At 71.5% G+C, this 12,159-nt stretch carries 14 protein-coding genes; 3 read left to right on the top strand and 11 right to left on the bottom strand.

Translation table 11 applies throughout. The features are described 5' to 3' along the window. Positions 1-15: 15 nt before the first annotated feature. Together GGQ83_RS19555 and GGQ83_RS19550 are read left to right on the top strand one after the other, a co-directional pair. Positions 16-405 (top strand): copper resistance CopC family protein, encoded by a 390-nt coding sequence (locus GGQ83_RS19555; protein WP_184386682.1) that lies wholly within the window; start codon positions 16-18, stop codon positions 403-405. Further along, entirely contained in the window at positions 402-1,310 is a 909-nt protein-coding gene (locus tag GGQ83_RS19550; RefSeq protein ID WP_184386681.1) for a CopD family protein, read from the top strand. Before GGQ83_RS19555 ends, GGQ83_RS19550 begins: the two co-directional genes overlap by 4 nt. A gap of 63 nt (positions 1,311-1,373) precedes the next feature. Here GGQ83_RS19550 and GGQ83_RS19545 read toward each other — a convergent pair whose 3' ends face one another. From GGQ83_RS19545 to htpX, 5 genes are all read right to left on the bottom strand, one after another. Then, a complete protein-coding gene (locus GGQ83_RS19545; protein ID WP_184386680.1) occupies positions 1,374-2,135 on the bottom strand; it encodes an SDR family NAD(P)-dependent oxidoreductase in 762 nt (253 codons plus the stop codon). Continuing rightward, positions 2,132-3,112, bottom strand: a complete 981-nt coding sequence (locus GGQ83_RS19540) for a 3-hydroxyacyl-CoA dehydrogenase family protein (protein ID WP_242534793.1) — start codon at positions 3,110-3,112, stop codon at positions 2,132-2,134. Before GGQ83_RS19540 ends, GGQ83_RS19545 begins: the two co-directional genes overlap by 4 nt. A gap of 16 nt (positions 3,113-3,128) precedes the next feature. After that, complete coding sequence (locus tag GGQ83_RS19535; RefSeq protein ID WP_184386679.1) at positions 3,129-4,787, bottom strand: thiamine pyrophosphate-binding protein; 1,659 nt, start codon at positions 4,785-4,787, stop codon at positions 3,129-3,131. Positions 4,788-4,856: 69 nt separating this feature from the next. Continuing rightward, a complete protein-coding gene (locus GGQ83_RS19530; RefSeq protein ID WP_184386678.1) occupies positions 4,857-5,831 on the bottom strand; it encodes a tripartite tricarboxylate transporter substrate binding protein in 975 nt (324 codons plus the stop codon). A 151-nt stretch (positions 5,832-5,982) separates the two neighbouring features. Further along, on the bottom strand, positions 5,983-6,921 hold the full coding sequence (gene htpX, locus GGQ83_RS19525) for a zinc metalloprotease HtpX (protein WP_184386677.1): 939 nt from the start codon (positions 6,919-6,921) through the stop codon (positions 5,983-5,985). A 36-nt stretch (positions 6,922-6,957) separates the two neighbouring features. Between htpX and GGQ83_RS19520 the strand changes: the two genes are divergently transcribed. Beyond that, entirely contained in the window at positions 6,958-7,146 is a 189-nt protein-coding gene (locus tag GGQ83_RS19520) for a DUF1674 domain-containing protein (protein ID WP_242534794.1), read from the top strand. A gap of 223 nt (positions 7,147-7,369) precedes the next feature. Here GGQ83_RS19520 and ychF read toward each other — a convergent pair whose 3' ends face one another. The 6 genes from ychF to GGQ83_RS19490 form a co-directional block, all read right to left on the bottom strand. Further along, entirely contained in the window at positions 7,370-8,464 is a 1,095-nt protein-coding gene (gene ychF, locus GGQ83_RS19515) for a redox-regulated ATPase YchF (RefSeq protein WP_184386676.1), read from the bottom strand. Positions 8,465-8,492: 28 nt separating this feature from the next. Further along, positions 8,493-8,939 carry a hypothetical protein gene (locus tag GGQ83_RS19510; RefSeq protein WP_184386675.1) on the bottom strand — a complete coding sequence of 149 codons (447 nt, stop codon included), beginning with the start codon at positions 8,937-8,939 and terminating at the stop codon, positions 8,493-8,495. Between the two features lies 1 nt (position 8,940). Continuing rightward, entirely contained in the window at positions 8,941-9,516 is a 576-nt protein-coding gene (gene pth, locus GGQ83_RS19505; protein WP_184386674.1) for an aminoacyl-tRNA hydrolase, read from the bottom strand. A 15-nt stretch (positions 9,517-9,531) separates the two neighbouring features. Continuing rightward, the gene (locus GGQ83_RS19500) at positions 9,532-10,224 is read right to left on the bottom strand and encodes a 50S ribosomal protein L25/general stress protein Ctc (RefSeq protein ID WP_184386673.1); all 693 of its coding nucleotides are present in this window, start codon (positions 10,222-10,224) and stop codon (positions 9,532-9,534) included. A 127-nt stretch (positions 10,225-10,351) separates the two neighbouring features. After that, positions 10,352-11,815 carry a methyl-accepting chemotaxis protein gene (locus GGQ83_RS19495; RefSeq protein WP_184386672.1) on the bottom strand — a complete coding sequence of 488 codons (1,464 nt, stop codon included), beginning with the start codon at positions 11,813-11,815 and terminating at the stop codon, positions 10,352-10,354. 10 nt (positions 11,816-11,825) lie between these two features. Next, complete coding sequence (locus GGQ83_RS19490; RefSeq protein WP_184386671.1) at positions 11,826-12,131, bottom strand: hypothetical protein; 306 nt, start codon at positions 12,129-12,131, stop codon at positions 11,826-11,828. Between the last annotated feature and the right edge of the window lie 28 nt (positions 12,132-12,159).

The raw sequence follows: 12,159 nt of genomic DNA, 5'->3' as shown, positions 1-12,159 counted from the left end.
CTGCATCCTGAGCGGATGAAACACAGGTCAACCTCGCTCGTGGGCGCGGTGGGGCGTCGGGCGGGGCTGCTCGTCCTCTGCGCCGCGCCCTGGGTTCGGCTCGCCCGGGCCCATTCCGAATTGCGGCGGAGCGTGCCGGCCCCCGGCGCCGTGCTCGACCGCGCGCCGGAGCGCATCGAGCTGCATTTCAGCGAACGGGTGCAGCTCACGGCCCTGCGCCTTTACCGGGCGGATGGCACCGAGATCCCCCTGCCGCGCCGCCCCATCCGGCCCGAGCGCATGGAGGTCATCGCTCTGCCGCCGCTGGAACCCGGCGCGTACCGCGCCGAATGGCGCATCATCTCGGCCGACGGGCACCCGGTCGGCGGCGTCATCCCCTTCCGCGTCGAGGGCCATCGGCCATGATCCTGGAATACCTCCAGCCGGACCCCTCGCTGCTGGACGGCGCCACCGTGCTGCTGCGCGGCGCGCAGCATGTCGCGACGCTGGGCGCGGCGGGGCTTGCCCTCTTTGCCCTCGGCTTCGGCCACCGGCTGGAGCCCATGGAAGCGGCACGGCTGCGGCGCACGCTGCTGGCGGCCGTCGCCGCGGGGCTGGCGCTGTCGGTCCTGGCCCTGGCCCTGCGCGTGCTGGTGCTGACCGCGGGCGCGAGCGCCACCGACCCCGACGTCTGGGCGGCCGTCATGCGATCGCGGATCGGCGACGCCTTCTGGCTGCGCGGTGGCGGCCTTCTGCTGCTGGCGGCGGCGGCCCTGCTCTGGCGGGTGGGCCCGGCCGTGGCGGCGGTTGGGGTGGCGATGGTCGTGGGGTCCTATGCCGCGATGGGCCACTCGACCCTGTACGGGCCGCGGCAGGAAATCGTGGCGCTGCTGGTCCTGCACCTGACCGTGGTGGCCTTCTGGGTGGGCTCGCTGCCGCCGCTGCTCTGGGTGGCGCGGCGGGCGGACGGCGCGGCGGCGGCGGGGCTGGTCCGGGACTGGAGCCGGGTCGCCACGCTGGCCGTGGTGGCGATGCTCGCCACGGGGCTGATGCTGACCTGGTACCTCACGGTGCGGCTCGACCGCATCCTGGAGGCCTGGCATGGCTGGGCGCTGGCCGCCAAGACGCTGGCGGTGCTGGCGGCACTCGCGCTCGCCGGCTGGAACCGGCTGCGCCACACCCCCGCCCTGACGCGTGGTGAGCAAGGTGCGGGCGCACGGCTGGCGGGTTCCATCCGTGTCGAGATGGTCTTCGTGCTGCTGGCCTTCTGGGCGGCGGCCGAGATGGTCTCGGTCCACCCCATCGACTACGGCCACCGCATCCCGGGCTGATCCGGGCGCGGCATCGAAGCGGCCATTTCCCGCTTCGGCGTGGCCGCCTCCGCGGGTCGGACGCTACAGCGTCAGCCCGCCATCCACCACCACCGTCTGCCCCGTCACCATCGCGGCTCCGGCCAGCAGGAAGACCATGACCTCGGCCAGGTCCTCCGGCTCGCAGCGGCGCTTCAGCACGGCCTTGTCGATGGAGGTGGCCCGCTGCTCGTTCGTCCACTCGATCTGCCAGGTGGAGTTCACGGCACCGGGCGCGATGGCGTTCACCCGCACCTCCGGCCCCAGCCCGCGCGCCAGGTTCTTCGTCAGCGAAATCACCCCCGCCTTGGTCGCCCCATAGGCCATGGAGGACCCCGGCGAGTTGAGCCCCGCGATGGAGGCCACGGAGACGATGGCCCCGCCCGTCTTCTTCAGGTGCGGCGCGGCCGCCTTGGAACAGCGGAAGACGCCCAGCAGGTTCACCTCGATCACCGCCTCCCACAGCTCCTCGGTGATGAGGTCGAGCTTCGTGGGCGGGATGGAGGCGCGGGTGCCCGGCGTGCCGGCATTGTTCACGAGGTAGTCCAGGCGCCCGAGGTCGGCCGCCGCCTGTTCCACCATGCGCGGGCCATCGGCCGCATCGCCGACATTGCCCGGGGCGGAGATCACGTCCATGCCCTCCGCACGCAGCGCCTCCACCACCTCCGGCCCGCGCGCGTCATCGGCCAGGTGGTTGATGGCGACCTTGCAGCCATTCTTCGCCAGCATCCGCACGGTGGCGAGGCCGATGCCCGAGGCACCGCCCGTCACCAACGCCGTCTTGCCCTTGAGGTCATAGGTGATCATGCGTCATTCGCCTTCATGCCACGTCCCGCCATGAAGCCGATTTGCCGCATGGCCTTCTTGAGCGCGATGAGCTTGGCATCGCGTTCCTCGAACAGTTCCGCGGGCGCGCGCCCGCCCCAGTCGTAATAGCCGCGCCCGCCCATCACGCCCGTGTCCCCGCGCGCGATCAGCGCATCCATGCTGCGGCTGTGGTCGGTCTCGGGCGGGGGCGTGTACATCTTGTTGCGGAAGGTGTGCTGCAGCAGCGGCAGGCCGGTGAAGTCGGCCTTGGCCATGATGCCGATGATCATGAAGCGCAGCGCGATGCCGTGGATGGCGCTGTCGTCGATGTCCTGCGCCGACGCATAGCCCTCGTCGATCAGGAACTGCACCTCGTTCTGGAAGGCGGCCTGGATGCGGTTCGCGATATAGCCGGGGATGAACTTCTTCAGCACGATGGGCACCTTGCCCATGGCCTCGATCGCCTCCTTCACGGTCGCCATCGCCTCCGGCTCGCATTCCGGGCTGGCGACGAGATCCACCAGATCCACCAGGTAGGGGGGCGTGTACCAATGCGCGATGAGGGCGCGGCGCAGGCGGTGCGGCGGCATCAGCGGGAACGCGTCGAGGTAGCTGGTGTTGCTGGCCCAGATGGCGTCCGCCGGCGCGCAGGCGTCGAGCTGCGCGTAGAGCGTGCGCTTGGCCTCGGGGTTCTCGACGATCGCCTCGATGATGAGTTCGGCGCCCTCCACCGTCTCCGCCAGGTCCGCATGGCAGGTGCAGATCTGGGCCAGCTGTTCCGGCCCCATGCCCGCAGGGGCCTCGCCCATCGCGGTCAGCGTGGTCAGCGCCTTGGCCATCAGTCCGGGCGCGCGGGCCAGCGTCTCGGGGTTGGCATCGGTCAGGCGGACGCTGTGGCCGCCCATGGCGAAGACCAGGGCCAGCGCATGGCCCATCGTGCCGGCGCCCAGCACCGCCACGCGCATCTGTCGGCTCATTTCAATTCTCCGCGATTCAAGAGGGGGGGGTCCAGGGTTCGGGGGCGCGGAACTCGATGCCGGTGGCGACATCCACCACCACCGGCGCCTCCATGGCGATGGCCCGGCGCAGCGCGGGGCCAATGGCGTCCGGCGTCTCCACGCGGATGCCGGTGACGCCGAATTCCTCCGCCACGCGGGCGAAGTTGGTGGGGCCGAAGCGCAGCACCTGCTCGGCCGCCACGGGCCGGTTGCCGGCCTGCTTGAGGTAGTTGGGCCAGCCCTGGCCGAAGCCCGAATTGTTGTTCACCACCAGCACGACGCCGATGCCGCGCCGCCGCGCCGTCTCCAATTCGGTGAGGTGGTAGTAGAGCGCGCCATCGCCCGAGAAACACACCACCTTGCGATGAGGTGCCGCGCATTTCGCCCCCAGCGCGGCAGGGAAGGACCAGCCCAGCGAACCCGCCGCGCGCAGGTAGGACTGCCCCGCGCCGTTCAACTCCACCAGGTTGCCGGTCCAGATGCCGGAATAGCCGGTATCGGCCACCAGGATGCCGTCCTCCGGCAGGGCGGCGGTGATCTCGGCGCACAGCCGCGCGGGGTCTATCGGCGCCTCGTTGGAGGTGAGGCGCGGCGCCATGGCCGCGCGCCATTCGCGCATGGCGGTCGCGGCGCGCAGCGCGTAACCGCCATCACGCTCCGGCCGGCCGATCAGCGTGTTCAGCGCGGCCAGGCTCAGCTTCGGGTCGCCGCACATCGCATGTTCCAGCGCGTAGCTGCGCTCGAACTCCAGCGGGTCCGCGTCGAGCTGGAGGCAGCGCGTGCCGATGCGCGGCGTGCGCCAGTAATTGGTCAGCATGTCCGAAGTGTCGGCGCCGATGAAGAAGACGAGCTCCGCCTCATCCACCACCGCGTTCGCGGGCGGACCGGCATAGGCGCCCAGCACGCCCAGGTGCAGCGGGTGGCGCGTCGGCACGATGCCCCGCGCGCCCAAGGAGAGCGCGATGGGCGCCTGCAGGGCCTCGGCCAGCGCCAGCAATTCCGGGCCGCAGCCTGAGAGCAGCGCGCCCTCGCCCACCACCAGCGCCACGCGCTTCGCGTCCAGCAGCAGCGCGGCCGCACGGTCCAGCCCATCGGCGATGGAGCGGTGGCGCGGAGCATGCCAATCGGCCAGTTCGAGCGGCGCGTCGGCGATGTCGCCGCGCTCGATCACCTCGCCCATCAGCCCGTGCAGGTCGAGATGCGCGGGGCGCGGCGGCGGCGCCAGCATGGCGGACCAGGCCTGGCGAAGCGCGCGGGGGAATTCTTCCGCGCGCTCCACCAGGGCGCTGTGCTTCGTCACCGCCTGGAAAAGCGGCCCATGCGGCAATTCCTGATAGGCATTGCGGTGCTGGTGGCCGAGCGGCTTGCGCCCGGTCAGCGCCAGCACCGGCGAACGGCCCAGATAGGCATCCTGCAAGCCGGCGGCGAGATTGGCCGCCCCCACCGCCTGCGCCGCCACCACGCCCGGCCGGCCGGCGATGCGCGCATAGCCATCGGCCATGTAGGCCGCGGATTTCTCGGCATGGGCCAGGACGGGCTGCACCCCAACCCGTTCCAGCGCCAGCAGCGTCCGCCGCAGCACCGCATCCACGAAGAAGAAGTGCGAGACGCCCGACCCTCGCAATGACCGGGCGAGCCATTCGGCCCCTTCCATCCGCTTCCCCCTTCCTTGGCTGGAAGGAGGGTCGCGCGGGGGGGCCGCCCGGTCAATCCGCGGGCAGGTTCAGCGGCTGCGCTCGATGCCGATCGCGCGGACCACCCGGCCCAGCGCCTCGCTTTCCGCCGCGATCAGGCGGGCGGATTCCTCGGGGCCGCGGAACTGGGGCGTGACACCGCTGCGGGCCAGCTGCTGCTGGAAGCGCTCGCTGCGCCAGGCGGCCTCGAAGGCCGTCATCAGCGCGGCGCGACGGTCGGCGGGCAGGCCGCGCGGGGCCAGCATGCCCCACCAGATCAGCGTCTCCTCCTCGGGGATGCCCAGCGCGTCGAGGCCGCTGCCCGTGGGCACCGCCGGATGCTGGTCGCGCTGCGTCAGGATCAGGCAGCGGGCGCGCCCGTCGCGGATGGCCGGCATGGCGACGGCGATGGAACCGCCATAGAGCTGGATATGCCCGCCGCTGAAGGCCGTCAGCGTCTGCGCGGCACCCTGGAAGGGCACCATGGTCCCTTCCACGCCCAGGCGGCGGAAGACGCGCTCGGCGGCCAGGTGCATGTTCCCGCCCACGCCGTCGGTGCCGTAGTTGAAGCCGCCGGGATCGGCGCGCATCGCCGCGATCAGGCTCCGCGCGTCCTGGATGGGGCTGTCATTCCGCACGCAGAGGGTGAAGCCCACATGGCCCACCATGAACATCGGCTCCAGCTGATCCACGGTGTAGCGCACGTTCATCACATGCGGCGCGGCGGTGATGGGCGAGTTGGCGGTGAACATCAGCGTGTGGCCGTCGGGCCGCTGGTCCACCACGAACTGCGTGCCGATGGTGGAGGAGGCACCGGGCCGGTTCTCCACAGCGATGGGCTGGCCGAGCGAACTCCCCACCAGCTCCGCCAGCAGCCGCGCGAAGACGTCCGTGCCACCTCCGGGCGCGATGGGCACGATGATGCGGATGGGCCGCTCGAAGGATTGCGCGGCGGCCGGGGCGATGGCGGCGGGGGCGATGGCGGCGACGGCGAGGCCGCAGGCGAGCAGGGCGCGCTTCAGCATGGACGGGTTTCTCCCTGATGGGTCGAGGTTCGCGCGCAACTTCGCATGCGCCGCCCAGGGAACAACCCTTTCACCCCCGCAAACCATCCGGACAAATCCCACCCTGCCCGACAAAGCGGCAGGGTGCGGCCCATTCAGGGGGCAGCGCGGCTCAGCGCGCCCAGGGGCTGCGGCGCTTCGGCGCCTGGCCCCAGGGCGAACCACCCACCGAGGCGGGCTTGGCCCAGCCGCCCGGCGCCACGCCCGCACCGCCGCCGCTGCCGCGCATGGCCATGAGGCGCGCGATGCGCTCCTCCGTCGGCGGGTGGGTGGAGAACAGCCCGTCAATGCGGAAGCCCGAGAGCGGGTTGATGATGAACATGTGCGCCGTGGCGGGATTGGCCTCGGCCGCCTGGTTCACACGCCCCTGCTTGTAGCGCTCCAGCTGCGCGAGACCATTCGCCAGCCAGGCCGGGTCGCCGCAGATGCGCGCGCCCTCCGCATCGGCCTCGTATTCGCGCGAACGGCTGATGGCCATCTGCACCACCATGGCGGCGATCGGGCCCAGGATCATCAGCAGGATCATGCCGATCAAGCCGAAGGGGCTCCGCCCGTCGCGGTTGCCGCCCATCATGAAGCCGAACTGCGCGAGGAAGCCGATGGCACCCGCGATGCTGGCCGTCACGGCCATGATCAGCGTGTCGCGGTTCTTGATGTGCGCCATCTCATGCGCGATGACGCCCGCCACCTCCTGCTCGCTCATCATGTTGAGCAGGCCGGTGTTCAGCGCCACCACGCCCTTCTCCGGACTGCGGCCGGTGGCGAAGGCGTTGGGCTGGTCCTCATGGATGATGTAGAGCGCGGGCATGGGAATGCCGGCGCGCTGCGCCAGGCGCTCGGTCATGGCGTAGAGCTGCGGCGCCTCCTGCGGCGTCACGGGCTGGGCGTTGTGCATGCGCAGCACCATCCCGTCACTGCCCCACCAGGCGAACAGGTTCATGCCGCCCGCCACCAGCAGCGCGATCATCGCGCCCGCCTGCCCCCCCACCAGGTAGCCGACCGCGAGGAACAGCGCCGTCATGCCCGCCAGCAGGATGAAGGTCTTTGCCATCTTCCGAAACTCCTTCCAAACCCCCAAATCGTGTGCATGAACGCGCCAGACAAGCCGACCGATGCCATCCCCGGTGGCAAACCCCGCACCGCCCCCCCGCTGACCAAGATCGAACGGCCGAAACACCCGCCCGCACGCCGCGAAGGCGAAGACGGCGGCCCCACCGGGCCCGAGCCTACGCGCTACAACGACTGGGAACGCAAGGGCCGGGTCAGCGATTTCTGAGGGCGTCGTGGGGAGGACGCCGTCCTCCCCACACCCCACCTGCCAGAGGCCGAGGGCCTCTGGACACCCATTCGATTGTTGGGGTTTGCGGGAGGGGGCGTCACGGGCGCGCGCGTGATCACGGGCGGGCCATGCCCCCTCCCGCAAACCCCAAAACTGACGGTTTCCAAAGGCCATGGCCTTTGGCAGGGGGTACGGGGGACAGCGTCCCCCGCGATGCCCCTCAGACGTTGAACCGGAACAGCATCACGTCGCCGTCGCGGACGATGTAGGTCTTGCCTTCCACCCGCATCTTGCCGGCTTCCTTGGCGCCCTGTTCGCCGCCGAGCTTGACGTAGTCGTCGAAGGCGATGGTTTCAGCGGCGATGAAGCCGCGCTCGAAGTCGCCATGGATGACGCCGGCGGCCTGGGGCGCGGTCATGCCCTGGTGGATGGTCCAGGCGCGGGTTTCCTTGGGGCCGCAGGTGAAATAGGTGACCAGCCCCAGCAGCTCGTAGCCCGCGCGGATGACGCGATCGAGGCCGCTGTCGTTGAGGCCCAGTGTTTCGAGGAACTCGCCCCGGTCGCCCTCGGCCATCTGCGCGATCTCGGCCTCGATGGCGGCGGAGACGACGACGGCGCGCGCCCCCTCGGCCTTGGCGCGGGCCATCACCCGCTCGCTCTGGGCATTGCCCGTGGCGGCGGAGGCCTCCTCCACATTGCACACATAGAGCACGGGCTTCGTGGTCATCAGCCCCAGGCGCCGCGCGGCCTCCTCCTCGCCCTTGGGCACGGCGGTGCGCGCGGGGCGGCCGGCGGAAAGGGCGGGGATCAGCGCCTCGACCAGGGCGAGCTGCGCGGCGGCTTCCTTGTCATTGCCGCGCGCCTTCTTCTGGAGCTGCGGCACGCGCTTCTCCAGGCTGTCGAGGTCGGCCAGCATGAGCTCGGTCTCGACCGTCTCGGCGTCGCGCAGCGGGTCCACGCTGCCATCCACATGGGTGACGTCGCCATCCTCGAAGCAGCGGAGCACATGGACGATGGCGTCCACCTCGCGGATGTTGCCGAGGAACTGGTTGCCCAGCCCCTCCCCGCGCGAGGCGCCGCGCACGAGACCCGCGATGTCCACGAACTCAAGGCTGGTGGGGATGATCTTCTGGCTCTTGGCGATGGCCGAGAGCTGCGCGAGGCGCGGGTCCGGCACCGCCACGCGGCCCACATTGGGCTCGATGGTGCAGAAGGGGTAGTTGGCCGCCTGGGCTGCCACCGTCTGCGTCAGCGCGTTGAAGAGGGTGGATTTGCCCACATTGGGCAGGCCCACGATGCCGCAGTTGAAACCCATGGAATTGGCCTTGGCGGTAAGGGGTGTGTCAGCCGGCGATGGCGGCGGCGAGGTCCTGCACGCGGATGGCCGCGGCAATGCGGGCCGAGGCGTCATCCGTGGGCAGGCTGAGGGCGGCGGCGCGCAGCAGCGGCACCAGCACGGCGGGCGGCAGGCCCACGCGCTTGGTCGCGGCGGCGAGTGCCGCGCCGAGTTCGGGCGCCGGCCCACCGGGAGCGATGATGTCGGCCGCCTCCAGCAGCAGGGCCGCGCGGATGGCGGCCTCGCCGGCCGCGGCCGAGACCGCGCGCAGGCGCCGCACGTCGGAGAGGGGGCCGGCCTCGGTGGGCGTGGGCAGGCAGGCGCGCAGCCCGGCGGCCGCCTGCGCCTCGGTGGCCGCGAATTGCCGCAGCGCCTGGGCGATGGCGGCGGCGGCGTTGGCCATGTCCTCGGGGCCGGGCCCGCCGAAGAATTCCTCCACGACCATTGGCTCCATGTCAGGGGGTCTCCTGCGTCAGATAGGCCACGCGGGTCATGAATTCCTCGGGTTTGCCGGTGGCAAGCAAGGGGGCCGCATCGGCCAGCGCATCCAGCAGGGGTTCCACCCAGCTGTCCACCTTGGCGAAGTTGCCCAGCACATGGCCGGTCACGCGGTCCTTGTGGCCCGGATGGCCGATGCCGAGCCGCACCCGGGAGAAATCCGGCGTGGCCAGGGCCCGCTGCATGTCGCGCAGCCCGTTATGGCCGGCGGTGCCGCCGCCCTTCTTCACCCGGACCTTGCCGGGCGCCAGGTCCAGCTCGTCATGCCAGGCCCAGATGTCGGCGGGCGGGATCTTGTGGAAGGCGCAGGCGGCCTGCACCGCCTCGCCGCTCAGGTTCATGTAGGTCATGGGCTTGAGCAGCAACAGGCGCTGCCCGCCCACGCTGCCATCCGTGACCTCGCCCTTGAACTTGGACCGCCACGGCGCGAAGCCGTGGCGGCGTGCGATGGCGTCGAGCGCCATGAAGCCGATGTTGTGGCGCTGCTTCGCATGTTCGGACCCCGGATTGCCGAGGCCCACCCAAAGCCGCACCACAAGCCTCCCGGCTTACTTCTTCTTCGCCGGGGCGGCGGCGGCGGCGGCGGGCGCCTTCGCGGCCGGCTTGGCCGCGGCCTTGCCGCCCTTCTTCGCGGGCTCGGCGGCGGCGACCGGGGCGGCCACCTCCTCGACCACGGTCGGCGGGGCGATGGTGGCCACCACGAAGTCGCGGCCGGTGATCACGGGCTTGGCGTCCGCCTTGTCCACCACGGCCGACCAGCGGATGCTGTCGCCGATCTTGGCTTCCGCCAGGTCGATGTGGAAGGTCTCGGGCACCGCCTCGGGGTCCACCAGCACTTCGAGTTCACGGCGCACCAGGTTCAGCACGCCGCCCGCCTTCAGGCCGGGGCAGCTGTCCTCGTGCTTGAACACGACCGGCACCTTGATGCGGATGCGGGCCCCCGGCGCCAGGCGCTGGAAATCAATGTGGATGGGGCGGTCGGTCACGGGGTGGAACTGCACCTCGCGCAGAAGGGCGCGCTCGGTCGGGCCGTCCTTCACCACCACGTCATAGACGTGCGACTGCCAGGAGCCCTTGTGCAGCTCCTTCATGATGTCGCGGGGGTCGAAGGCGACCAGCGTGGCCTCCCGCTTCGCCCCATAGACGACACCGGGGACAAGCCCCTCTCGCCGGGTCGCGCGCGCCGCCCCCTTACCGGCACGCCCGCGCGCCTCGGCCTCGATCCGAATGGTCTGGACCATGCCAGAAACTCCTTGCTGCGGGTATGTTTCGCCCCTGCCCAGGCAGATGCCCGAACGGAAGCAGGCGGCCTCCAGGGGTGCCGCCCTGGCGCGGGGTGTAGGCGATGCCGGCGCCGCCGGCAAGGTCTCAGGCGGCGCGGAGGCCCGCTGTCGTGTCCTGCAAGGTGTTGCGGAGGATTACGGCCTCGTTCCGGAGGGCATCGGCCATGCTTTCAAGCTCCGACACCGCCTCGGCCGTGCGCCCCATCCGCTCCACCGCCCGGCTCACCGCCGCCGCGGCGGCTTCGGTGCCCTGCGCCACGGTGGCGCTGGCGCCCGCGATCTCGCGCGTGGCCGTCCCCTGCTCCTCCACGGCCGAGGCGATGGTGCCGGCCACCTCGTTCACCTCGCCCACCACCTGGCTGATGGCCTGGATGGCCGCCACGGCATTATCGGTCGCGGCGCGGATGGCGCTGATCTGCTGGCCGATCTCCTCCGTGGCGCGGGCGGTCTGCCCGGCCAGGTTCTTCACCTCGCTCGCCACCACGGCGAAGCCCTTGCCGGCCTCGCCGGCGCGGGCTGCCTCGATGGTGGCGTTCAGCGCCAGCAAATTCGTCTGCCCCGCGATGTCGCTGATGAGGCGCAGCACGTCGCCGATGCGCTGCGCGCTGTCCGACAGGCCGTTCACGATGGCGCCGGTGCTTTCGGTCTGGGCGGCGGCGCGGCCCGCGACCTCGCTGGCCTGGGCCACCCGCCGGGTGATCTCGCACACCGCCGCGGCCAGCTCCTCCGAGGCCGCGGCCACGGTTTGCACGCCGCTCGCCGCCTCCGTCACGGCGCTGCGCGCCGCCTCGGCCTCCTCCGCCGCGGCGTTGGCTTCGCCGCTGATGCGGCGCGCGGCCTCGTCCAGCGCGCCCGATGCCGTGTCCACCTCGCGGGCCACCCCGCCCAGGGCTTGTTCCACGCTGTCCGCGGTGGTGGCGCGGGTGCGGCGGCTGGCGGCCTGGGATTCCGCCTCGCCGGCCAGGCGGCGCTGCGCCTCGACGGCCTCGGCCGCGCGGGCGGCGCGGGCCTCGGCCAGCGCGGCATCGGCCGCCGCCGCAGCCCGGGGCAGGCCACGGACCAGAAGCAGCAGCCCGCCCGCCTCCACCAGCAGGATGACGGCATGCAGCAGCACCCGGCCGAGATTGCCGTCCGGCACGCCGAACACGGCCATGGGGGCCAGGTAGCTCAGCACCAGGTGGTGCAGGGCGACGGTGACGGTGGCCACCAGCACGGTCCGCCAGTCGCAATAGCCTGCCAGCAGCGCGAGGCCGGCGAAATAGGCCATGTGCGCGTCCAGGGTCCAGGCGGCGGGCGCCAGCCAGACCTGGACGGAGATCGCCGCCATCAGCGCCACGGCCATGGTCTGCCCGGCCAGGGCGCTGCCCGCGCCACGCCGTGCCGCGAGGCCCGCGGCCAGGGCCAGCAGCGCCACCCCGAGCGTGCCGAGGAAAAGGTCTTCCATCGGGGCGCCGGAGGAGAGCCCGACCAGGGGCGTCACCAGGATCATCCCCGCCATGAGGCAGAGAAGGAAGCGGCCCGTCTGGGCGCGGAAATGCGTGAGGTCCATGGTGTAGCCCCTACAGGCACCCGCCGGAGCGGGTGGAGTTGATGGCCAGCCAGCCGCCCGTCCGCCGCAACAGCGCCAGCGGGCTGGCCTGCGGATCATCGGGCTGGAGGTGGAGAAGGCGCAGCGGTCCCAGGTCACGCCAGCCCGTGACGCGCCAGCCGGCGACGCCAAGCACGGAGGGCGACGCGGCCGCGGGGAGCGTCAGGAGAACCGGCTGTCCCGCGCGCGGCCACAGCACGGCCAGCAGCAGGAACACGCAGCTGGCCCCGAGCAGGGCCAGGACGGAGATGTGGCTCGAAGCTTCCTGGTCCCGCATGCGGCAAGAAATGTCAGGAAGTCTTGAA

Source organism: Roseococcus suduntuyensis, assembly GCF_014196305.1.
GTDB classification, from domain to species: Bacteria; Pseudomonadota; Alphaproteobacteria; order Acetobacterales; family Acetobacteraceae; genus Roseococcus; species Roseococcus suduntuyensis.
This window is presented reverse-complemented; position numbering and strand designations above follow the sequence as displayed.

Coding starts and splice junctions, on each gene's coding strand:
- GGQ83_RS19520 (WP_242534794.1), top strand. CDS start 6,958: ATGAACGCGCCAGACAAGCCGACCGATGCCATCCCCGGTGGCAAACCC.
- GGQ83_RS19500 (WP_184386673.1), bottom strand. CDS start 10,224: ATGGTCCAGACCATTCGGATCGAGGCCGAGGCGCGCGGGCGTGCCGGT.
- GGQ83_RS19495 (WP_184386672.1), bottom strand. CDS start 11,815: ATGGACCTCACGCATTTCCGCGCCCAGACGGGCCGCTTCCTTCTCTGC.
- GGQ83_RS19540 (WP_242534793.1), bottom strand. CDS start 3,112: ATGAGCCGACAGATGCGCGTGGCGGTGCTGGGCGCCGGCACGATGGGC.
- ychF (WP_184386676.1), bottom strand. CDS start 8,464: ATGGGTTTCAACTGCGGCATCGTGGGCCTGCCCAATGTGGGCAAATCC.
- GGQ83_RS19530 (WP_184386678.1), bottom strand. CDS start 5,831: ATGCTGAAGCGCGCCCTGCTCGCCTGCGGCCTCGCCGTCGCCGCCATC.
- GGQ83_RS19510 (WP_184386675.1), bottom strand. CDS start 8,939: ATGGAGCCAATGGTCGTGGAGGAATTCTTCGGCGGGCCCGGCCCCGAG.
- GGQ83_RS19550 (WP_184386681.1), top strand. CDS start 402: ATGATCCTGGAATACCTCCAGCCGGACCCCTCGCTGCTGGACGGCGCC.
- GGQ83_RS19555 (WP_184386682.1), top strand. CDS start 16: ATGAAACACAGGTCAACCTCGCTCGTGGGCGCGGTGGGGCGTCGGGCG.
- GGQ83_RS19535 (WP_184386679.1), bottom strand. CDS start 4,787: ATGGAAGGGGCCGAATGGCTCGCCCGGTCATTGCGAGGGTCGGGCGTC.
- htpX (WP_184386677.1), bottom strand. CDS start 6,921: ATGGCAAAGACCTTCATCCTGCTGGCGGGCATGACGGCGCTGTTCCTC.
- GGQ83_RS19545 (WP_184386680.1), bottom strand. CDS start 2,135: ATGATCACCTATGACCTCAAGGGCAAGACGGCGTTGGTGACGGGCGGT.
- GGQ83_RS19490 (WP_184386671.1), bottom strand. CDS start 12,131: ATGCGGGACCAGGAAGCTTCGAGCCACATCTCCGTCCTGGCCCTGCTC.